Below are 22,013 nucleotides of genomic sequence, written 5' to 3' on the forward strand. Positions count from 1 at the left end.
TATTGCCGATCAAAGCCACCAACATCATGGATATTTCAACCATCATCTTTTACCTGATTGCGGCCTTCATACTGGGCATGGCCCTGCTGGCCGTTACGGCAAAACAAATTTTCCGCTCCGCCATCTGGCTGCTGTTTACCCTTATTGGCATTGCCTCTTTGTACTTCTGGATGGAAGTAGAATTTATAGCGGCTGTGCAAATAGTAGTGTATGTAGGCGGCATTGTGGTGCTCATCATCTTCAGCATTTTCCTTACCCAGCAATCTGCTGCCGATATGCCATCACCGAAACTTGGAAGAAAAATAGCCGCAGCTGTAGCATCCTTGCTGGGCCTTGCACTGTGTGGCTTGCTGGTGTACGAATACGGCTTCAGCAAAACAGAAGCGACGTTCGACAACGAAGTGAGCCGCATTGGTACTGCCATGCTCAACACCGGTTCTGATGGCTATGCTCTACCGTTTGAAGCAGTGAGCATTTTGCTATTGGCCGCCATGGTGGGTGCTATTGTAATTGCCATGAAGGAGAGTGAGTGAGTTGACGAGTTGATTGGTTAATTAGTGAAAAAGAAAACAACAAAGAATACAACAACAATATCAAACGCAGCAGCTTTCAGCTTTCAGCCTTTAGCCTTCTGCTTTTAAATAAATAACCATGGTACCTGTTTCACATATTTTACTACTCAGTACGGCCTTGTTTTTTATAGGCATGTACGGCTTGTTTACCCGACGCAACATGATTGCCCTGCTCATGAGTATCGAACTCATGCTCAACAGCATCAATATCAACTTCGTGGCATTCAACAAATATGTGTGGCCCGGCCAGTTGGATGGTATCTTCTTTACCATCTTCATCATCACCATTGCCGCTGCCGAAGCAGCCATTGCCATCGCCATTGTCATCAACCTGTATCGTAGCCACCTGAGCATTGATGTAAACGACGCAGCTGAATTAAAACATTAACCCCAACAGCCATAACACATGAATTACGCATTACTTTCTGCCCTGCTGTTGCTGCTGCCACTGGCCAGCTTTGTGGTACTGGGCATTTGGGGACGCAGCATTTTCCGCAAAGCCTCCGGTATTATTGGCACTGCCGTACTGGGCACCATTGCTGCATTGTCGGTGTACATTGCCTGCCAGTATTTTTTGGTAGATGGACAGCTCAACGGCACGTATCAACCCATCATTGCCTTGCAAACAGAGTGGCTCAAATTTGGCTACAAAGAACTGAGCATTGATATCGGCATCTTGCTCGATCCTATTTCAGTAATGATGCTCGTAGTGATAACTGTGGTATCACTTATGGTGCACATCTTCAGCCTTGGCTACATGAAAGATGAAGAACGCTACAGCACCTACTTCGCTTTCCTGTCGCTGTTTACGTTCAGCATGTTGGGTCTGGTGATATCGGTTAACATCTTTCAGATTTATATGTTTTGGGAACTGGTGGGCGTGTCTTCTTACCTGCTTATTGGTTTCTTCTTTACCAAACCCAGTGCGGTGGCGGCCAGTAAAAAAGCATTCATCGTTACCCGCTTTGCCGATCTCGGTTTTCTCATCGGCATTCTCATCCTCGGTATTCAAACCGGCACATTGGATTTTAGCACCATCATCGATCGGTTGAGCAATCCACAAAGCGAAGCATTCATCAGCATGACCAGTGCTGGCTTCTTGGGCTTGTCTACACTTACATGGGCATTGATACTGGTGTTTATGGGTGGTGCTGGTAAGTCGGCCATGTTCCCCTTGCACATATGGTTGCCCGATGCCATGGAAGGCCCTACACCTGTTTCGGCATTGATACATGCCGCCACCATGGTGGTAGCCGGTGTATACCTCGTAGCCCGTTTGTTCCCCGTGTTTCACCTCGACGAAATAGCCATGAGTGTGGTGGCCTGGGTAGGTGCAACATCAGCCTTGTTTGCGGCTATCATTGCTACAACGCAAACCGATATCAAACGGGTGCTGGCGTACAGTACCATGTCCCAGATTGGTTACATGATGTTTTCATTAGGTGTATCAGGTTATGGTGGCGAAGCAGGCCTTGGCTTCACGGCTTCCATGTTCCACTTGTTTACACATGCCTTCTTCAAATCATTGTTGTTCCTTGGTGCCGGTGCTGTGATACACTACGTACACAGCAACGACATGACTGACATGGGCGGTTTGCGTAAACACATGCCCGTTACACATGCTACATTTCTGCTGGCTTGCCTGGCCATTGCGGGTGTGCCGCCGCTGAGTGGTTTCTTCAGCAAAGAAGAAATATTGCTGGCTGCTTACGAAGGCAACAAAGCCATCTACTTTATTGCCTTGTTTACCGCAGGCCTTACTGCCTTCTACATGTTCCGTTTGTACTTCATGATTTTCTGGCAAAAAGAAAAGCACTACGATCCTCATCATGGCGAAGGTCCGATGAGTATGAAACTGCCGCTGATTGTATTGTCACTGCTGACGATTGTAACCGGCTTCATTCCTTTTGCGCAATACGTAAGCAGCAATGGCAAAGGGTTTGACACGCACCTGCACCTGATGTTTTCCATTGCACCGGTAGCCATGGTGATTATTGGCATTGGCGTTGCGTATGTGCTGTATCAAAAAGCCAACGACAAACCAACCAATTTAGCGAATGCCATGGGTGGTTTGTACAAAGCCGCTTACCGCAAGTTTTACATCGATGAACTATACCTGTTCATTACCCATAAAATCATTTTCCGCTTCATTGGCAAGCCTGCCGCATGGACCGATAAAAACATTGTAGACGGTACTGTAAACACTGTGGCCAGTGCTACCGATGATGTATCGTTTATGATTAAAGGATGGCAAAGCGGTAAAGTGCAGCAATACGCTATGTACTTCTTTGCCGGCGCCTTGTTGTTGGCTTTCATTTTTATTTACCTGTGGCATTAAAATATTGATGGTATGAATCTTAACTGGCTTATTGTACTACCTGTTGTATCGGCACTGGCCATACTGCCCTTCAGCCAACTGAAGCAGGTGCGCAGCATTGCTGCTATTGGCGCTACACTGCAGTTGTTGTTATCGTGTGTACTGCTCTATGTGTTTATGCAAGATCCTGCATCAGGCATGAGTGGTTCACTGGCGTTTGAAAGCAGCTACGCTTGGTACAAACCACTGCACATTTACCACAGCGTAGGTGTCGATGGTATTTCCATTGCCATGATTATGCTTACCGCCATCGTAGTGCTGGCAGGTGTACTCATTAGCTGGAATATGGAAAAGATGAGCCGTGAGTTTTTCTTCCTGCTCATGCTGCTGAGTGCCGGTGCTTACGGTTACTTTATTTCTACCGATGTATTTACCATGTTCTTCTTTTTAGAACTGGCGGTGGTGCCCAAGTTTTTGCTCATCGGCATTTGGGGCAGTGGCAAAAAAGAATACAGTGCTACCAAACTGGTGCTCATGCTCATGGGTGCATCGGCATTGGTGTTTATTGGTTTGTCGGGTTTGTATTTCAACAATGCGAGTGGCAACCTCAGCTTCAACATGAGTGAGCTGGCCGCCAACCCGCTGAGTGTAGAACAACAGAAATTCTTCTTTCCTTTTGCCTTCATTGGCTTCGGTGTATTCACGGCGTTGTTTCCGTTTCATACCTGGGTGCCCGATGGTCACAGCAGCGCCCCCACCGCAGCCAGTATGTTTTTGGCAGGCATCAGCATGAAGCTCGGCGGCTACGGTATCCTACGTGTTGCCACCACCATCATGCCCGAAGCAGCACATTATTATTCTCCTTACATCATCGTGTTGTCGGCCATCGCCATTTTGTATGGCTCCTTCGCTACCATGATGCAAACCGATTTGAAATACATCAACGCTTACTCATCCGTAAGTCATACAGGCTTCGTGTTGTTTGGCATTGGCATGCTTACCAAAACGGCCATTGCAGGTGCAGTTATTCAAATGGTATCGCATGGTTTGATGACGGCGCTTTTCTTCGCCGTTATTGGCATGGTGTACGAAAGAACCCACACCCGCATGGTAGATAAAATGGGCGGCTTGCTCAAAACCATTCCGTTTATCTCAACTGTATTTATGATCGCCGGTCTCACTTCTTTGGGCCTGCCGGGCTTCAGTGGATTTGTGGCCGAAATGATGGTGTTTATTGGTAGTTGGGAAAATGGCGGCACCCTGCACAGAGTAGCTACGATTGCTGCAACTGCCTCCATCGTTGTTACAGCCGTGTACATTTTGCGGGCCATTGGCAAAGTCATAATGGGGCCTGTAGAACATGAAGCTTATTTCGAGTTTAAAGATGCCCGTTGGAATGAAAAAACAGCAGCTATCATACTCGTAGCAGCCATACTGGTTATTGGTATCACGCCCTTCCTCATCAATCACCTCATCACACCCGGTACCGAAGCCATCATGAACAAACTCGTTGCCAACCCATAACTCACTTCACTCAATGACAATTGACTTTTTGACTCATTCACCTTTTATATATGGTACAAGATTTTTTCCTATTGATGCGTTCTGAGCTGATGCTCATCCTCATCATTTTTGGGTTGCTCTTTTTGAAACTGGGCAATGCCCGTTTGAAAAATGAAACAGTGATGAACATGGTGAATGTGGTATTAATTGCCACACTGGCCATGGGCTTTTTGGTGAAGGATACCGGCATGATCTTCGGCAACATGTTTCATACCACCGATTTAATCCGGCTGGAAAAAAACATCCTGACACTCGGCACCCTCATCATCTCATTGCAGAGTTATCAGTGGTTGAAGGCGCACAAACATGCCATGGAATTTTACCTGTTGCTCATCAGCACTTTGCTGGGCATGTTCTTCATGCTGTCGAGTGCCAACCTGCTCATGTTTTACCTCGGTCTAGAACTCAGTACCATTCCACTGGCTGCCATGGTCAACTTCGATTTGCACAAAAAACAATCAAGTGAAGCTGCTTTTAAAATGATTGTGTCATCAGCATTTTCTTCTGCACTATTGCTGATGGGTATTTCATGGATGTACGGCATAGTAGGTAGTGTCAGCTATTCTGCTATTGCAGCCGCCATCTCCGGCAGCCCGTTGGAAATACTCGCTTTTGTAATGATACTCGCAGGTTTTGGTTTTAAAATTTCTGCGGTACCCTTTCACCTGTGGACGGCCGATGTGTACGAAGGTGCTCCCATCCCAGTTACGTCTTACCTGAGTGTAATTTCTAAAGGCGCTATTTTGTTTGTGTTCATCACCGTGCTGTACAGCGTATTCCGCAGCATGGGCGATACCTGGTATTACATGCTCTACATCTTGTCTGTGGCTACCATGCTCATCGGCAACCTGTTTGCCATGCGTCAGCAAAACATGAAACGCTTCCTTGCTTTTTCTTCTATTGCACAGGTTGGTTTTATACTGCTAGGCATCAGCGGACAAAGCGTTGCCAGCAGTACATCGTTGATCTTTTTTGTACTCATTTATATCTTCAGCAATCTGGCTGCGTTTGGTGTGGTATCGCTGGTAAGCAGCGCCTACGGCAAAGAGAAAGTGGATGATTACAAAGGCTTCTACCAAACCAATCCCTTGCTGGCATGGACACTGGCCATTGCGTTGTTTTCACTGGCGGGTATTCCACCCACTGCTGGTTTCTTTGGTAAATTCTTTTTGATACTGGCCGGTGCGGCCAAAGGCAACTGGTTGCTCATTACCATTGCTGCGCTGAACATGATTATCTCTTTGTACTACTACCTGCGGGTGGTAAAAGCCATGTTTATGGATCACAATGCTGCGCCGTTGGAAAAAATTAATACACCATTGTCACCCAAAATTGCTTTAATCATTTGCATCGTTGGCATTTTAATAACGGGCTTGTACAGTGGCGCCTACGAGTACATTTATTCACTCGTTTCGTAAAGTATTTTGAGTTTGTCGTTTATGGTTTGTCGTTCTTTATGCAAGCTGATTCATCAACATCGACCGGATACTTTCAGCAAATGAGCCCTCACCTGAAGAACGAAAAACCACAAACAAAAAATAAATAACAGATCTTATGGCTATCAATAAAAATCATCCATTTGAAGACCTGAACGGTGTGAAATGCGCCGTGGTGGAAACCAATGTGTCGCAAGACAGAGTCGACTTTTTGAAGCCATTGCTGGAGCACAACGGTTATGAAGTAGTAATAGCAGCTGCAGCGCCCCCCAAAGCAGCCAAACCTGCGGCAGCACCTGCTGAAGGCGAGGCGGCTCCGGCAGTGGAAGCACCGCCTGCGCCCAGCTTGTTTACCATTGGCGTAACCGATGTAAAATTCAACGCCGTGAATGCGGTGTTTGGTCGCTTGTTAAAAACACCAACTGGCCAGATTGTAACACAAGCCTATTGGCTGCAAAAAGAAACCGTGAGTGACCCTGAAACACCGTACTACGAAAAGCGGACATTGTTTCAATAAGCGTCATTCTTTCACTTCTTCACCTATTGACTCATTGACCTATGAAAAAGTGGGCCATCATCGCATTGTTGTTTGCAGCCATAGGCTACCAAAGTTGCATTGAAGAAACACCCATAGCAACGCAGCAGCTGTACTTGCAACGTGGCGATAGCATTGCTACTGCTACGTTTGATACGCTTCGCAAATCGTTGCTACAAGCCATGGAAACCAAAGGCATTGCAGGGGCCGTTCGGTTTTGTAACGTGCAGGCATTACCCATCACCTCATCGCTGGCCAAAGATGGTATTACGATTCAAAGAGTGGCGGAACGATTTCGCAATCCAGCTAATGCATTAGACAGTGTAGACAGCAAGCAATGGCAAATATTTGCGCAGCTAAAAGCCAGAGGCGATAGCCTGACCAACGTAGTTCAGGAAACGGAAACTGCGTTTGTTTTTTACAAACCCATCATCATGAATCCGCTCTGCGGTAATTGTCATGGCAATAAAGCCATGGGCATGCAACCCGAAGTGTTGGCCGTTATCGACTCACTGTATCCAAAAGATAAAGCCCTTGGATTTGTGAAAGGTGATATCCGCGGACTTTGGAAAATTACCTTCCCAAAACCTTTTACCGATTAAGGCTTTACTGTTAGCAAGTAATATTTACCAGCTTGTGTGTTGAAACGCATCACATAACCAATGGCTGTTTTTTCTGCCGCTACTGCCATACCATTTACCAATAGTGGTGCAGCACTACGTACCAAACATACACCACCGTTGCGGGATAGTATGCCTGCTCTTTGCAAGGCATTGTTTTGCCAGGTAAGCGACACTACAAAATTGCCCCGGCCTACCAGGCCACTTACATGCCCGCTATGCCATGCAGTGGGCAATGCCGGCAGCAAATGCAATTCGTTGTGCTGGCTTTGCAGCAGCATTTCTGTTACGCCAGCCGTGCCGGCAAAATTGCCATCAATTTGAAAAGGCGGATGCGCATCAAACAGGTTGGGATAAGCGCCACCACCACGGCTGTTGGGATCTCCTTCCCGCACCAATCGCATGAGGTTGCGGTAGAGTTTATAAGCATGATCGCCATCCAACAGTCGTGCCCAAAAGTTTACTTTCCAGGCCAGGCTCCAGCCGGTTCCATCATCACCCCGCATCAGCAAGGTTTGCTTGGCAGCTGCTGCTAATGCCGGCGTTTGCAAGGGCGATATCAAAGTAGCTGGATGCAACGCATACAAATGCGACACATGCCGGTGATGAGGCTCTACATCTTCTACATCATTGTACCACTCCTGCAATTGTCCTTTGCTGCCAATTTGAAATGGATGCAATAATGCTTTTGCTTGTTGTACAGAATCAATAAATGCTTTGTCTGATTGCAACACTTGTTGCGCTGCAATCAGGTTGTCAAACAAATCTTTGATGATGGACATATCCATGGTAGAGGCAATGGTCATGCCGGTGTGCTTGCTGCCATCGTAGTAATAATCATTTTCCGGCGAAGTAGATGGTGCTGTTACCAATCGGCCATTGGCATCGGGTATCAACCATTGCATTGTAAACTGTGCAGCACCTTTCATCAACGGATAGGCGGTGTCTTTCAAGAACTTTTTGTTGCCTGTAAACTGATAATGCTCCCACGCATGGCGGCTGAGCCAGTTGGCACCCATTGCCCAGTTAGCCCATTTAGGATCGCCTTTGCCGGTATCACCTACCGGGTTGCTCAGCGCCCAAATATCTGAGTTGTGATTGACCACCCAACCGCTGTTGATGTTGTAAAAGTTCTTCGCCGTAACTGCACCTGTAACCGCCAGCTTGTTTAAAAATCCTAATAACGGTTGGTGCATTTCAGCAAGATTTGTAGCCTCTGCCGGCCAGTAGTTCATTTGCACATTGATGTTCGTGGTATAGTTGGAACTCCACGGTGCCCGCAGCTCTTTGTTCCAAATGCCTTGCAGATTCGCCGGCACATTGGGCGTTTGCGAACTACTGATGAGCAGGTAACGGCCGTACTGAAAATAGAGCACTTCCAATCCGGGGTCATTGGCACCTTTGGTGTAGGTTTCCAATCGCTGATCTGTAGGCACAGCAGCCATGGCATCTTGCTCTTCATTCAACCACATAGTCACCCGGTTGAAATAATGTTGAAATGCCTCGCTGTGTTTGCTGCGCAGTTGAAAGTAAGGCAACGCTTTTGTTACGTTCAGGTATTGCTGCATCAAAATCAACTCATCTTTTCCCTCACTATCAGGGCATTTATCAAAGCCATTAAAACTGGTGGCTGCTGAAATGTGCAACGTTAGTGTGGTGGCATTGCTTATTTGCAGGCCGCTGGTATCTATCTGCAGGCTACCATCTTGCAAGGCTACCTGTATACCTATGGCAAAACGCATGCCCCTGCAACCATTGGTATCATTCTGAATCACAGGTTCTTTGTTGTCGCGGAAATAATTCGGATCAACATGTGCGGGTGCCTTGCCTTTGATGAGCAGCATTTGCTGAGCGGCCATTGCTACCGGCTGTATCCGCATCAGGCTAGATGCACGAATGCGCAGATTCAATTGCCCCTGTTTGCTGGCCGTGATGCGTACAATCAAATTTCGATGCGCTACAGAAGCAAATACTTCTCGTTTGTACTGCACTCCATTGGCAGTGAAAGAAGTAATGGCCATGGCATCAGCCAACTTCAATGTGCGTTGATAATCGGTTACTGTTGCATGGCCCAAGTCTTGCTCAATGTGTACATCGCCCATGGGCATGTAGCTTTCCGAATACAGGCCTTGCATCTTTTTTACCAAGCGGTTGGCCTCTTCATATTTACCCGCAAACAATGCTTCTCTTACTTTGGGTAAGTACGAAGCCGAAGCCGGATTGGGATTGGGATTGATGGGACCACCACTCCATAACGTAGCTTCATTCAGCTGCAGCAATTCATGTTCGATGCCCCCAAACACCATGGCACCCAACTGACCGTTGCCTACAGGCAATGCTTCTGTCCATTTTTGGGCTGGCTTATCGTATAGCAATTGTAAAGATGATTGTGCAAGGGCCGGAGTAAACACAGCGCTTTGCAGCAATAGCACAAATAGCCAACCTATAGTACTGGTAACGGTATTTTTTTGCATGGCATCCAATCTTAAGTCGGCTAAAAATAAAAGAAGAACCATCAGGAACCGTCATACCCTGCATTCTTTAAAAAATAAAAAAACGGACGACTGAATCAGCCGTCCGTTGATATAGTTGCGATATTGCTTATCGCTTGCTTTCCAAAATTTTGATGTAGTTGGCTCGTTCGTAAGCAGTGGGGTCAGAAATGTTTTGCTGACTCATGGCACCTTTGAATGCCTGAATACTTTCAAAACCTTTTGCCTTCATCCAGTTGCGAATGCCATGGTTCATCACCGTGATGTAATCAATACCGTTGCGGTACAAAGTAGAAGCCGTCATAGCAACATCGGCACCGGCCAGCAAATATTTAATCACTTCAATCTCGCTGTTGACACCACTGGTAGCCGCCAGTGATACCGGCACACGACCATGCAATATAGCCAGCCACAACAGCGGCAAACGAATTTCGCTGGCTTCGCTGTATTGCAGGTTGGGCAATACTTTCAGCTGTTGGATATCGAAATCGGGTTGGTAAAAACGGTTGAATAATACCAAACCATTGGCACCTTCTTCGTACAAGCGTCGAGCCATATTGCCGATAGCACTGAAGTATGGGCTGAGCTTAACTGCAATAGGAATGCGTACCGATTTGCGAATCGCTTTTACAATGTCGATATAACGCCGCTCAACATCTTCTCCGGTGGAATGAATATCAGCCGGAATGAAAAAGATGTTTACTTCCAATGCGTCTGCTCCAGCTTCTTCAATCAGCTTGGCATATTCAATCCAACCTTCATTGGTAATACCGTTGAGGCTGCCAATGATAGGCAAAGATGTTCTTGCTTTTGCCTGGCGAATTTTTTCTAAATACTCATAAGGGCCTACATGGTAATCATCCATGCTTGGAAAAAAATCTGACGCTTCTGCAAAAAGATTATTGGTGCTTTGTGAAATAGCATCATAACGAGCTGCATCTTGTCGTATCTGTTCTTCAAACAAAGAAAACATCACAACAGCACCGGCACCAGCATCTTCCATACGCAGTACATTGCTGATATCTTCGCTCAGCGTACAGGCCGAAACCACCACCGGCGATTCCAGTTTAATGCCCAGATAATTTGTAGAGAGATTCATATTCGTTGTAACCGGTGCACTACAGCTTAGCTGCCTGTAATGCACCAGATATTTTAAAAGGGTGAAAGAACGAAATTCATACTATTTGTATTTATGCAATGGGCATAAAGTCGCTGGCCGATTTAGTGGCCATTTCTTCATAGTTTTTCCAACGAAGGTTTACAAACTCCTGTGCCAAATTCATCAATCGTTCAGCTTGCTCCGGATTAGAGTTCACCAACACTTTGTACCGTAGCTCATTATAAGCATAATCTTTCATGCCCATTGTAGGTCGTTGCGAATCGAGCACAAACGGATTTAGTTTTTTGCGACGCAACATGGGGTTGTAGCGCAGCAGTGGCCAGTATCCACTATGTACCGCTTTGGTTTGCTGATTGAGGCCATCTTTCAAATCGTAGCCGTGTGCAATACAGTGGCTGTATGCCAAAATGAGTGATGGTCCATCGTATGCCGCTGCTTCCCGCATGGCCAGCAATGCTTGCTGCGGGTTGGCACCAAATGCAACACGGGCCACATACACATTGCCATAACTAATGGCTTGCATGGCGAGGTCTTTTTTACCTACCTGCTTACCGGCTGCAGCAAACTTGGCAGTAGCCGCTGTGGGTGTACTCTTACTACTTTGTCCACCGGTGTTGCTGTACACTTCTGTATCCAGCACAATTACGTTTACGTTACGCCCACTGGCCAGTACGTGGTCGAGGCCGCCGTAGCCAATATCATAGGCCCATCCATCACCACCTACCAACCACACACTGCGTTTCACCAGTTGGTCGGCTACACTCAGCAGTTGGCGAGACAATGAATCTTCTTTGGTACGCAAAATGCTTTTCAGTTCTTTCACTCTTGCCCGCTGTGCCACCACTTCGCTTTCCATTTCTTGCGGTGCATCTATAATACTGTTGGCCAAATCTTCACCAACAGTCGGTGCCAGTTCACGGAGCATGGTTTCCGCCATTTCAAACTGCTTATCAGCAGTAATACGCATACCCAAACCAAATTCAGCGTTGTCTTCAAACAAAGAGTTGCTCCATGCGGGGCCTTGTCCGTCTTTGTTTTTTGCCCATGGTGTAGTAGGCAGGTTGCCACCATAAATAGAAGAACAACCTGTAGCATTGGCTACCAGCAAGCGATCGCCAAACAATTGGGTGAGCAGCTTGAGGTAAGGTGTTTCTCCACAACCCGCACAGGCACCACTAAACTCAAACAAGGGTTCGAGGAACTGTGCACCATGCACGGTAGAAAAATTAATGCGGGAACGGTCATTCCAGGGAATGTTTTCGAAATATTCGATGCTGGCCTTTTCTGTTTCCAGAATCGGAGCTTTGTCGGCCATGTTGATGGCTTTCTTGCTGCGATCATTCGGATCACTGGCAGGGCAAGCATCTACGCATAATGTGCAACCCGTACAATCTTCAAGATAAACTTCCAGGGTGTACTTGGTTTCAGGAAAACCACGTGCATTGATTGGTGCAGACTTGAAACCTTCGGGTGCTTTCGCCAAATATTCTTCGTGGTAAAATTTGGCCCGGATAACACTGTGCGGACAAACGAATGAACAGTTACCGCATTGTATACAAAGATCGGGTTCCCAAATGGGCACCAAATCGCTGATGTTGCGCTTTTCATACTGCGTGGTAGCACTGGGCCATGTACCGTCGATGCTGATAGCACTCACCGGTAATTCATCACCATGACCGGCCAGCATTGGCCCAATCACACTTTTCACAAACTCAGGTGCGTTACTACTTACACTTTGCAGGCTGGCTGTGGCAGCAGTAGCAGTGGCAGGAATGGTTACCTGATGCAAGTGATCCAGCGTAGCATCTACCGCCTGAAAGTTTTTCTCTACAATAGCCCGGCCTTTTTTGCTGTATGTTTTTTCAATTGCATGCTTAATTTCTGCAATGGCTTCTTCTTTTGGCAGTACTTCGGCCAGTGCAAAAAAGCAGGTTTGCATAATGGTGTTGATGCGGGTACCCATCCCGTTTTCACGGGCTACGGTAGTGGCATCAATCACGTACACTTTTATCTGCTTATCAATAATGGTTTGCTGCACATTGCCGGGCAAGTTATTCCAAACTTCATCCTTACTAAACGGACTATTGATCAGGAAAATAGCACCCGGCTTAGCGAATGACAGCATCTCTACTTTTTCAGTAAAGTTGAACTGGTGACAAGCAATGAAATCGGCCTGTGATACGAGGTAAGGTGCTTTAATCGGATTTTTTCCGAAGCGTAAATGCGATACTGTTCTGGCACCCGATTTTTTAGAGTCGTACACAAAATAACCCTGACCATACATCGGTGTGTTTTCACCAATGATTTTGATGCTGTTTTTGTTGGCACCTACTGTACCATCAGCACCAAGGCCAAAGAACAAGGCCTGACGCCAGCCGCTTTCATCGAGTGTGTAAGATGGATCGTAGCTGAGGCTGGTATGCGACACGTCATCATTGATACCAATGGTGAAATGATTTTTAGGTTTCACTTTTTTCAGCTCATCAAATACGGCTTTCACCATGGCGGGTGTCCACTCTTTACTACTCAAACCATAGCGACCACCAATGAGGCGGGGCAGTTGAGCCAGCATGCCTTGTTGGAATGCCTGCACCAAAGAAGCCAACACATCCTGAAACAGCGGTTCGCCACTGGCACCGGGTTCTTTGGTACGGTCAAGTACAGCAATACTTTGCACTGTAACGGGCAATGCCTTGATGAAGTAATCCATATCGAACGGACGATACAGGCGAATGAGCAATACACCCGTTTTTTCGCCGGTGGCATTGAGGGCAGCTGCTGTTTCGGCAGCGGTTTCGCCACCACTACCCATGATGATCATCACCCGGTCTGCATCGGCTGCACCATAGTATTCATACAGTTCGTATTTACGGCCAGTATGCTGTGCAAACTCCTGCATTACTCCATGCACAATACCCGGAGTTGCTGTATAGAAATTATTGACAGTTTCGCGGCCCTGGAAGTACACATCAGGGTTTTGTGCAGTACCACGAATGAAGGGATTGTCTGGATTGAGAGCCCGACTGCGATGCGCAAACAACAAATCATCGGGTATCATACTACGCATTACATCTTCAGGAATCAATTCAATTTTACTCACTTCGTGAGATGTACGGAAGCCATCAAAAAAGTGAATGAACGGAATGCGGGACCGCATGGTTGCTGCTTGTGCAATCAATGCCATGTCGTGTGCTTCTTGTACCGATGCACTGCTGAGCATGGCGAAGCCGGTGGTACGAGCCGCCATTACATCCTGATGATCGCCAAAGATGGACAAGCCTTGTGCAGCCAGCGAACGGGCGGCAACGTGAAATACTGCAGGCGTTAATTCACCAGCAATTTTATACATGTTTGGCAGCATGAGCATAAGGCCCTGCGATGCCGTAAATGTGGTAGTGAGAGAGCCGGTTTGCAATGCACCATGCACAGTTCCTGCTGCGCCACCTTCACTTTGCATTTCCATTACATCGGGCACATGGCCCCAAATATTTTTGGTGCCTTTGGCAGCCCATTCATCGGCCAGTTCGGCCATGGTGCTGCTGGGAGTGATGGGGTAAATGGCACAAACTTCGTTGACCCTGTAAGCCACATACGCAGCGGCTTCGTTCCCATCAATTGTTGCGATTAATTTTTCGTTACTGGCCATTGCTATTTTGTGTTTACAGGTTCAGGAATCATTTCGATGGCATGGCATGGGCATTGCTCGTAGCAAATACCACAACCGGTGCAGGCATCGTAATTAAACTGGTAGCGATTGCCTTTGCCCAGTTTTATAATGGCTTCTTCGGGGCAGGCACCAAAGCATCCGTCACATTCAAAACAGTTGCCACAACTAAGGCAACGCTTGGCTTCGTACAACGCTTCGGCTGTGCTGATGCCAGCTACCACTTCGTCGAAAGAACGGACAGCTATATGTGGTGCCAGTTTCTCTTGTTCTTTTTGTGGGGCATCTGTTTTCATCCACATGTGCAGGCGCTTATAGCCTGCTGTGAGTGGCTTGGCGGGCTTTTGGAAAGTTTCACCACGCAGATAGGCATCCATGTATTTGGCTGCTTTTTTACCATTGCCAATGGCAATGGTGGCACTGCGCTGTTCGCCGGGCAACATATCGCCTCCGGCAAATACACCTGCATAACCTGCCATGCGTTCTCCATTGATAACGATACCGCCATCAGGCTTGCACTGCACTCCTTCGAGTGATGAGTACAAGCTGCTGTCTACTTCCTGGCCCATGGCCAAAATGATGGCATCAGCTTCCAGCACCAATTCTTCACCGGTTGCAACGGGCTTGCCTTTCTGCATTTCCATTACTTCCACGGTTATCTGATTGCCTTCAATGGATTTGATATTGCGAAGGAAGTCTATTGCTACACCTTCGGCAATGGCGTCGTCGGCTTCAAAGTCGTAGGCGGGCATCAACTTGCGGTCGCCGGGATATAAAATAACTGGTACCAAACCCAGTCGGCGAGCCACCCTTGAGAGATACATAGCCATTTTGCTACCGCCATAAATCACCACTTTGCTACCGGGCTCCGGCACATCGTTGGCTTTGAACATGCGCAGAAAATCGATGGCCTGAATTACAGGAATGGATGGCTTACCGGTGTAGCCAATGGCTTTGCCCAAATGCGCACCAATGGAAAGGTATACGGCATCAAAACCACCAGCTGTTTTTTCAGCTTCCAGATCGGTTACTTTATGATTGAGGTGGAGCTTTACGCCCATATCTAATATGCGTTGTATTTCGGCATGCAATATTTCGCGGGGAAGGCGGTATTCGGGAATACCCATTTCCATTAAACCACCCGCTGCGCTGCTGGCTTCAAACACTTCTACCTGGTGGCCAAGGCGTACCAAATGGTAGGCAGCTGTAAGGCCACTGGGGCCGGCACCAACAACCATTACTTTTTTTCCACTGGCTAAAGGTGTTGCAAATTTCACCGGCCATTTGTGTGCCATTGCTTCGTCGGCTATGTAGCGTTCAACCGCATGTATGTTAATGGTTTCATCTACATGGTTGCGGTTACAGCCGGTTTCGCAGGGCTTTACGCAAATGCGGCCCATAATACCGGGGAATGGATTGTCTTCCAGAATTTTTTGGAAAGCTGTTTCAAAATCGCCAGCCTGGGCAAAGCTGAGCCAGGCTTGAATGTTTTCGCCAGCTGGGCAAGCGCTGTTGCAGGGTGGCATAAAATCCATATACACCGGGCGTTGGCTGCGCAGGTGACCGGTACCGGATGCATGCTGCAGCAGGTCTACGGGTTTGGTAATGTCGTTGTAGGAAATGGCCATAGCTAACACTCTTTTTTCAGGACACACAATGTCCCCTGATGGAAGATCCAAGTTAGAAACCAGCGCTTGGGCGAATGCTGATATAAGTCAGTCGGCAATATGAATTAAATAAGGCTGCCCAACCGGAAATCAATTTGAAGCAATGCGAAAAATGGCCTGCGGCAAGGCTTTTACCGTACGGCATCGATTGCGAAAGACTGGACAAAGGACTGCATTTGGTAAAAGCGCTGAAAACTGTACTTTCCCATTTCAATTCAACATTTTCGTTCACACAACACTTTTTATCGCCGTATGAAACGTCTGCCTTCACACTTTCTCGTTTGCTTTTTTCAATGTCTGGTTCTTGTTACTGCTGCGCAAAATGTGGGCATAGGCACCAGTAGCCCTGTAGCCAAGTTGCATGTTCAGTCTGCCGGATTCGAGAGCCTTCGCCTGCAGGGGCCGAGTGCTGCCGCCACTTTTTACGACAACGGCTCGTTGCGTGGATACATTCAAGCATGGACAGATGGCATTACCATGAGTGGTGCTGCAGGCCAAAGCCTGAGATTGTACAGCAATGGTGGCAGCAATGAACGAATCAGTATTTTATCAAACGGCAATGTGGGCATCAATAACAGCAACCCGCTGGCCAATGTACACATTCACAGCACCACAGTAGAAGCATTGCGCATCAGTGGTTTTAACCCTGCTCAAACTTTTTACAACGGCAACAATTATGTTGGTTATCTGCAAGCGTATCAAAACATCATGTCGGTGGCGGCGGATGGCAGCAACCGTGTGGGATTGTTTACGGTGCAAACAGAACGCCTGACCGTTTTACCCAATGGTAATGTTGGCATCAACAATGTGGTTCCCGATCAGAAACTGGATGTAGCCGGTAATGTGAAATTTAGTGGCACCCTCATGCCCAATGGCAACAGCGGTCAAAACTATCAGGTACTCACCAGCAGCGGCAGCGGCGTACCAGAGTGGCATGTGCCCGGCTATAGCCATGCCAACAGGATGCAGAACGTAAACATGGCAGGCTCACAATATTTAACCGTAAACGGCACTTATGAAATTCTACCTACTCTGTCGCCGGCATATGTTAGCACTACCGAAACCAGTATGCTACACTATCAGGCAAAGTATATTGTTACAGACATCAACAACACTTTTGGCGCTGACACAGAATTTGAATTGCAATTGTTTTTTCGGGTGGGGGCCACAGTGGCTTACAGCCACAAGCAGGCATTTGTAACCAAAAACGGACGACAAACAGATGTGAGCATCTCCGGCTTTTTTCCGGTTACAGCAGGTATTAGTTATGCAGTAGAAGTGTACTTTGTAAAATATGCCGGCGATGAAATGACAGTGGTAAGTGGTGGCGTAAAAACCTATCATTAACCACCATCACTTTACATACAAAACGGCCACCGCAATTTGCAGTGGCCGTTCATTTTATTTAAGGAGTGCTTTTTTCTTTCTCTAATTAACCAATCAACTAATCACCCAATCCACAACTCCCTACTTCGTAATCGCCGCCAGCACTTTCGCTTTCACTTCGTTCATGTGGATGCGTTCCTGCGTCATGGTATCGCGGTAGCGAATGGTTACGGTGCCGTCTTCCTTGGTTTGGTGGTCGATGGTAACACAGAACGGCGTACCCACGGCATCCATCCGGCGGTAGCGTTTGCCAATGGTATCCTTCTCTTCGTAGAAACAGTTGAATGCCGGGCGACATTCATTCATGAGTTCACGGGCAAGATCGGGCAGACCGTCTTTTTTGGTGAGCGGCAACACGGCCAGCTTGGTAGGCGCCAGGTTAGCAGGAATTTTCAATACCACACGGCTGTCTTCGCTGCCATCTTCCTTGGTCCATTTTTCTTCAGCATAGGCATTGGCCAAAGTAGCCAGCACCAGGCGGTCGAGGCCTACGGATGTTTCAATCACATACGGCACATAGTTCTGGTTGATTTCGGTATCGAAGTATTGCTGCTTCTTTTTGCTGAACTCCTGGTGGCGGCCCAAATCGTAATCGGTACGGCTGTGAATGCCTTCCAGCTCTTTGAAGCCGAACGGAAATTCAAATTCAATGTCCACTGCAGCGTCGGCGTAGTGGGCCAGCTTCACGTGGTCGTGGTATTGCAGGCGGTTAGTAGGGAAGCCCATGATTTCCTTATGCCACTTGAGACGTTCGGTTTTCCAGTGTTCGTACCATTCTTTCTGGCTGCCGGGGCGAATGAAAAACTGCATTTCCATTTGCTCAAACTCCCGCATTCTAAAAATGAACTGACGGGCAACAATTTCGTTGCGGAAAGCCTTACCGGTTTGGGCAATGCCAAACGGAATTTTCATGCGGCCGGTTTTTTGCACGTTCAGGAAGTTCACGAAGATGCCCTGAGCCGTTTCGGGACGCAGGTAAATGGTGCTGGCTTCGTCGGTTACGCTGCCCAGCTCCGTGCTGAACATGAGATTGAACTGACGCACATCGGTCCAGTTGCAGGTGCCACTTACGGAGCACTTCATGTTGTTGTCGATGATGAGCTGTTTTACGCCAGCCAAATCATCGGCCGCCAGCAGTTGATCCATTTGCGCAATCAAGGCATCCGCCTTTTGCGTTTCGCCTTCGGCTTTCAGCTTTTCTGCATGGGCTTCTATCAGGTGGTCTACGCGGTAGCGTTTGTTGCTGTCTTTGTTGTCGATCATGGGATCGCTGAAGCTATCCACGTGGCCGCTGGCCTTCCAGGTGGTAGGATGCATAAAGATGGCTGCGTCGATACCCACAATGTTATCGTTGAGCTGGGTCATGGTTTTCCACCAGGCGTCGCGGATGTTCTTTTTGAGCTGGGCACCGTTTTGGCCATAGTCGTACACAGCGCTGAGGCCGTCATATATTTCGCTGCTCTGAAAAATGTATCCGTATTCTTTGGCGTGGCCAATGAGGTTTTGAAATGTGTTTGCTTCGTATGCCATGAGAAGAATTTGAAAATGTGCGAATGAGCCAATTGGGAAATGTACCAATGCTGCAGTAGCAAGGCGAACATGACCCGTTTTTTTGGCGGGAGGCAAAGATAAGGGTTGCGGGTAAGCGCCCCCAGCCCCCGGTGGGGAAATGGAATGGGACGTGGATGATGGGATACACGGATATATGGGACGCGGATGTTGCGGATGGGTCGGATTTTCACGGATCTTTTTTGGGTGCATTCTCTCGCAGGCCTCCTGGCCTGTGAGAAGCCGTTACTAATGTTTGAATAATGAATGGGGTGCGGATATATGATACGCGGATTTTTGCGGATGGAACGGATGTTCACAGATTTATTGGTGATGATTTGATAGGCTGCCAAAGCCCTGAAAGGGCGATACTTTTGTAGCCACGGGCGTAGCCCGTGGAATATGCATACAACAAGTAGAGCCCTGAAAGGGCGGTGATAATTTTATGGCCACAAATTCACGGATTTCTTGGACGCGGATTCTGAGGATGAAACGGATTTTGCGGATTCTATTTCGATCTTCGAATAGAAATCGTAATCCAAAAAACGAGTTCTGATACATCAAAATATATCTGTAATCTTTTCCTATACAATACTTACAAAAAAATAAGATGATTCGCCAAGCAATTATCACAAGTTCTACTTGGAAATTTCTACTTCATGGAGTAATCAACATTCAAGATTATAGGAACCATGTAACAAAAAACAGCGATTTAAAAGCGTTGAATGCAACGATTTTAATGCAAACGGCTTCAGCAATTGAAGGAGCAATTACAAGCACTTTGATACAACATATTCATAATAGCAAACCTTATAAAACTGCAAATCGAACAAACGACTTTGATACAAGAAGAATTCTCGATGACTTGATAGAACAATTATTCAAATCTCAATGGAAAGACCTTGAATCAAAAGCAAATCTCATAGCCGAAATCGAATTGAAAACGATTGGCAAAAAATCTTGGGAGGATATCCAGCACTTGTTTAAACTAAGAAACTTACTTGCTCATGGCGGAAGTGTCATTTATAAACTTGATTTAATCTCTAATGAGAATTCTGAATTTGGAACTTATGTTGAAAAAAGAAAAACCACATTTAATAAAAGCGACCTCTTCCAATATCTAAAAAAGAAAAATCTCATTCATGACATAAGCAATGAACGAGATTTCCTATTAGAGTCACAATTCTTAACATCTGCAATTACAAATCACTTTTCCAATCAAGGATTACGATTTCTACAAAGCTTTCTGCTTGCTTATAGCAATGTCCGCCACCCAACTGGTATATTAAAAAATGACATTGAATCTACAATTCAGAAGATCCAATCTTTCTTGGATTCTTCTAAATAATATGTTCATTCAATTCTTGCACTACTGCCGAAGGGCTGCGCTGGCTGGAAGGTGAGGCCGCAGGCCGAAGCCCGCAACGCAGTGCAGGGCCGAACGCAGTGAGCCTGTAAGACGGCGGACTGCAGCCGGGCGATGTACTGCTGCTGACAGCCCCACATTTGTATTGCATCAATAAAAGGTCGTTACACCCGCACATACCACTTGCGTTTGTCCATCACATAGCCGGTGAGCCAGCAAACCATCATGACAGCAAGGGCAAAGAGCAAGGAACCTACCGGCCCGCCAATGAAGCCGAAGAAGGTTTGGTACACCCACTGATACATGGGCTGTCCATCGGCAGTATGGAAGAACCACAAGAGGATGGCGATTACTTCGCTGAGCAGGTAAATGAACAATGGATTTTTGCCAAACACTTCGAAGAAGTAGGCCCAACGGTTGCGGCCGGCAAAATCGAGCACATACATCACCACGGATAAAATGAGTAAATCGAGGCCAACGGTATGCAGCACAAAAGAACTGGTCCACAGTTTTTTGTTGATGGGAAAAGCAAGATCCCATGCATAGGCTGCGGCCAGCAACACAGCGCCAGCCATGAGCAGTTTGGCCAGCATTTCATAACTGCGGCCTTGTTGCTGTATGTACCGGCCGGCAGCAAAACCGGCCACCACATTTACAATAGCAGGCAGTGTGCTCAGCAAACCTTCGGGGTCGAAGGCAATGCTATCGCCATGGTACATATGGGCTTCGCCAATGAGCCACTTATCGAGCACTGCCGTTGCATTGCCTTCGAGGCTCAATGCATCGGCCCCGGCAGGCGCCAACCAATAGGCCAAACCCCAATACAACAGCAACATACCTGCACTAAGCCAATACATGGTTTTGGGCTTGAGGTAATATACCATGAGTGCTGCAGCACCATAGCAAAGCGCAATGCGCTGCAATACACCAAATACCCGTGTTTCAGCAAAAGGAAAAGCAACATAAGCTCCATTCTGATACTTTACAAATGGAAACCAATACATGAGATAGCCCAGCAGAAAAATAATGAATGTTCGCTTGGCTATTTTGAGCAGCACCTGCGACTGCGGCATGTTGCTCCACTTGAGCATTACAAAACTCATAGCATTGCCTACTGCGAAAAGAAAACTGGGAAACACTAAATCGGTGGGCGTAAAGCCGTGCCAGTTAGCATGCTGCAAGGGCGAAAAAGAAACACTGCCATCGCCGGGCGTGTTTACAATAATCATGAGGCAAACGGTGAGCCCACGAAATACATCGAGGGCTTTGAAACGAGTGGCAGCATGAGCAGTCATATAGCTTTTTTCTGCCCTGAATGTACGGTAAAACTTTACTGCAATTTTTCGTTTTGCTGATGGCGGTTGGCGTCGCGGATATTTTTCTTTTCGAAGTTTTTTTGCAGGGCCGTGGTGAGGTCTACACCGGTTTGGTTGGCAAGGCATATGAGCACCCATAATACATCGGCCATTTCATCGGCCAGTTCTTTGCCTTTGTCGCTTTCTTTAAACGACTGCTCACCGTAGGTTCGCACCATGAGGCGGCTGAGTTCGCCCACTTCTTCCATGAGTATGCCGAGGTTGGTGAGCTCATTAAAATAGCGGACACCCACGGTTTTGATCCACTGGTCTACTTGCTGCTGTGCTTGTTCGATAGTCATGATAGTTGATGGTTGGTGGTTGGCGGGGGTAGATTGGAGACTTCGGACTTTCGGACTTTCGTTTTACGAT

The 22,013-nt window shown here is 47.1% G+C and carries 16 protein-coding genes; 9 read left to right on the forward strand and 7 right to left on the reverse strand.

Annotated elements, in window-relative coordinates:
* Positions 1 to 26: 26 nt before the first annotated feature.
* The 7 genes from V7Q13_RS05005 (at position 27) to V7Q13_RS05035 (ending at position 7,025) form a co-directional block, all read left to right on the forward strand.
* Positions 27 to 533 (forward strand): NADH-quinone oxidoreductase subunit J family protein, encoded by a 507-nt coding sequence (locus V7Q13_RS05005; protein ID WP_333799582.1) that lies wholly within the window; start codon positions 27 to 29, stop codon positions 531 to 533.
* Between the two features lie 118 nt (positions 534 to 651).
* Entirely contained in the window at positions 652 to 960 is a 309-nt protein-coding gene (gene nuoK / locus V7Q13_RS05010; protein ID WP_333799583.1) for an NADH-quinone oxidoreductase subunit NuoK, read from the forward strand.
* A gap of 18 nt (positions 961 to 978) precedes the next feature.
* The gene (nuoL, locus tag V7Q13_RS05015; protein ID WP_333799584.1) at positions 979 to 2,910 is read left to right on the forward strand and encodes an NADH-quinone oxidoreductase subunit L; all 1,932 of its coding nucleotides are present in this window, start codon (positions 979 to 981) and stop codon (positions 2,908 to 2,910) included.
* A gap of 12 nt (positions 2,911 to 2,922) precedes the next feature.
* On the forward strand, positions 2,923 to 4,413 hold the full coding sequence (locus tag V7Q13_RS05020) for a complex I subunit 4 family protein (protein WP_333799585.1): 1,491 nt from the start codon (positions 2,923 to 2,925) through the stop codon (positions 4,411 to 4,413).
* A 50-nt stretch (positions 4,414 to 4,463) separates the two neighbouring features.
* Entirely contained in the window at positions 4,464 to 5,870 is a 1,407-nt protein-coding gene (locus tag V7Q13_RS05025) for an NADH-quinone oxidoreductase subunit N (protein WP_333799586.1), read from the forward strand.
* A 136-nt stretch (positions 5,871 to 6,006) separates the two neighbouring features.
* Positions 6,007 to 6,405 (forward strand): hypothetical protein, encoded by a 399-nt coding sequence (locus tag V7Q13_RS05030; protein ID WP_157479674.1) that lies wholly within the window; start codon positions 6,007 to 6,009, stop codon positions 6,403 to 6,405.
* 41 nt (positions 6,406 to 6,446) lie between these two features.
* Complete coding sequence (locus V7Q13_RS05035; RefSeq protein WP_333799587.1) at positions 6,447 to 7,025, forward strand: Tll0287-like domain-containing protein; 579 nt, start codon at positions 6,447 to 6,449, stop codon at positions 7,023 to 7,025.
* Here V7Q13_RS05035 and V7Q13_RS05040 read toward each other — a convergent pair.
* The 4 genes from V7Q13_RS05040 to V7Q13_RS05055 form a co-directional block, all read right to left on the reverse strand.
* Positions 7,022 to 9,517, reverse strand: coding sequence for a glycoside hydrolase family 95 protein (locus tag V7Q13_RS05040; RefSeq protein WP_333799588.1), 2,496 nt, complete (start codon positions 9,515 to 9,517; stop codon positions 7,022 to 7,024). The two genes, V7Q13_RS05035 and V7Q13_RS05040, sit on opposite strands and share 4 nt — an antisense overlap.
* A gap of 127 nt (positions 9,518 to 9,644) precedes the next feature.
* Positions 9,645 to 10,634, reverse strand: coding sequence for a dihydroorotate dehydrogenase-like protein (locus tag V7Q13_RS05045; RefSeq protein WP_333799589.1), 990 nt, complete (start codon positions 10,632 to 10,634; stop codon positions 9,645 to 9,647).
* Positions 10,635 to 10,725: 91 nt separating this feature from the next.
* Positions 10,726 to 14,301 (reverse strand): pyruvate:ferredoxin (flavodoxin) oxidoreductase, encoded by a 3,576-nt coding sequence (nifJ, locus tag V7Q13_RS05050; RefSeq protein ID WP_333799590.1) that lies wholly within the window; start codon positions 14,299 to 14,301, stop codon positions 10,726 to 10,728.
* Between the two features lie 2 nt (positions 14,302 to 14,303).
* Complete coding sequence (locus V7Q13_RS05055; RefSeq protein ID WP_333799591.1) at positions 14,304 to 15,947, reverse strand: NAD(P)-binding protein; 1,644 nt, start codon at positions 15,945 to 15,947, stop codon at positions 14,304 to 14,306.
* A 291-nt stretch (positions 15,948 to 16,238) separates the two neighbouring features.
* Here V7Q13_RS05055 and V7Q13_RS05060 point away from each other — a divergent pair, with 291 nt between their 5' ends.
* Positions 16,239 to 17,333 carry a hypothetical protein gene (locus V7Q13_RS05060; RefSeq protein WP_333799592.1) on the forward strand — a complete coding sequence of 365 codons (1,095 nt, stop codon included), beginning with the start codon at positions 16,239 to 16,241 and terminating at the stop codon, positions 17,331 to 17,333.
* A gap of 120 nt (positions 17,334 to 17,453) precedes the next feature.
* Here the strand turns inward: V7Q13_RS05060 and V7Q13_RS05065 are convergent, their stop codons facing one another.
* Positions 17,454 to 18,902, reverse strand: a complete 1,449-nt coding sequence (locus V7Q13_RS05065; protein WP_333799593.1) for a glycine--tRNA ligase — start codon at positions 18,900 to 18,902, stop codon at positions 17,454 to 17,456.
* Positions 18,903 to 19,530: 628 nt separating this feature from the next.
* Here V7Q13_RS05065 and V7Q13_RS05070 point away from each other — a divergent pair.
* Positions 19,531 to 20,268, forward strand: coding sequence for a hypothetical protein (locus tag V7Q13_RS05070; RefSeq protein WP_333799594.1), 738 nt, complete (start codon positions 19,531 to 19,533; stop codon positions 20,266 to 20,268).
* 182 nt (positions 20,269 to 20,450) lie between these two features.
* On the opposite strand, the gene V7Q13_RS05075 is transcribed toward V7Q13_RS05070, so the two are convergent.
* Positions 20,451 to 21,581 (reverse strand): acyltransferase family protein, encoded by a 1,131-nt coding sequence (locus tag V7Q13_RS05075; RefSeq protein ID WP_333799595.1) that lies wholly within the window; start codon positions 21,579 to 21,581, stop codon positions 20,451 to 20,453.
* Positions 21,582 to 21,616: 35 nt separating this feature from the next.
* Entirely contained in the window at positions 21,617 to 21,943 is a 327-nt protein-coding gene (locus V7Q13_RS05080; RefSeq protein WP_157479683.1) for a nucleotide pyrophosphohydrolase, read from the reverse strand.
* Between the last annotated feature and the right edge of the window lie 70 nt (positions 21,944 to 22,013).

It is taken from the genome of Phnomibacter sp. (assembly GCF_036803085.1).
GTDB lineage: Bacteria > Bacteroidota > Bacteroidia > Chitinophagales > Chitinophagaceae > Phnomibacter.

Excerpts from the sequence above, each read along its gene's own strand:
- V7Q13_RS05070 (WP_333799594.1), top strand. The coding sequence starts at position 19,531 with ATGATTCGCCAAGCAATTATCACAAGTTCTACTTGGAAATTTCTACTT.
- V7Q13_RS05075 (WP_333799595.1), bottom strand. The coding sequence starts at position 21,581 with ATGACTGCTCATGCTGCCACTCGTTTCAAAGCCCTCGATGTATTTCGT.
- V7Q13_RS05060 (WP_333799592.1), top strand. The coding sequence starts at position 16,239 with ATGAAACGTCTGCCTTCACACTTTCTCGTTTGCTTTTTTCAATGTCTG.
- V7Q13_RS05080 (WP_157479683.1), bottom strand. The coding sequence starts at position 21,943 with ATGACTATCGAACAAGCACAGCAGCAAGTAGACCAGTGGATCAAAACC.
- nuoK (WP_333799583.1), top strand. The coding sequence starts at position 652 with ATGGTACCTGTTTCACATATTTTACTACTCAGTACGGCCTTGTTTTTT.
- V7Q13_RS05035 (WP_333799587.1), top strand. The coding sequence starts at position 6,447 with ATGAAAAAGTGGGCCATCATCGCATTGTTGTTTGCAGCCATAGGCTAC.
- V7Q13_RS05040 (WP_333799588.1), bottom strand. The coding sequence starts at position 9,517 with ATGCAAAAAAATACCGTTACCAGTACTATAGGTTGGCTATTTGTGCTA.
- nifJ (WP_333799590.1), bottom strand. The coding sequence starts at position 14,301 with ATGGCCAGTAACGAAAAATTAATCGCAACAATTGATGGGAACGAAGCC.
- V7Q13_RS05025 (WP_333799586.1), top strand. The coding sequence starts at position 4,464 with ATGGTACAAGATTTTTTCCTATTGATGCGTTCTGAGCTGATGCTCATC.
- V7Q13_RS05020 (WP_333799585.1), top strand. The coding sequence starts at position 2,923 with ATGAATCTTAACTGGCTTATTGTACTACCTGTTGTATCGGCACTGGCC.
- V7Q13_RS05055 (WP_333799591.1), bottom strand. The coding sequence starts at position 15,947 with ATGGCCATTTCCTACAACGACATTACCAAACCCGTAGACCTGCTGCAG.
- V7Q13_RS05065 (WP_333799593.1), bottom strand. The coding sequence starts at position 18,902 with ATGGCATACGAAGCAAACACATTTCAAAACCTCATTGGCCACGCCAAA.
- nuoL (WP_333799584.1), top strand. The coding sequence starts at position 979 with ATGAATTACGCATTACTTTCTGCCCTGCTGTTGCTGCTGCCACTGGCC.
- V7Q13_RS05045 (WP_333799589.1), bottom strand. The coding sequence starts at position 10,634 with ATGAATCTCTCTACAAATTATCTGGGCATTAAACTGGAATCGCCGGTG.
- V7Q13_RS05030 (WP_157479674.1), top strand. The coding sequence starts at position 6,007 with ATGGCTATCAATAAAAATCATCCATTTGAAGACCTGAACGGTGTGAAA.
- V7Q13_RS05005 (WP_333799582.1), top strand. The coding sequence starts at position 27 with ATGGATATTTCAACCATCATCTTTTACCTGATTGCGGCCTTCATACTG.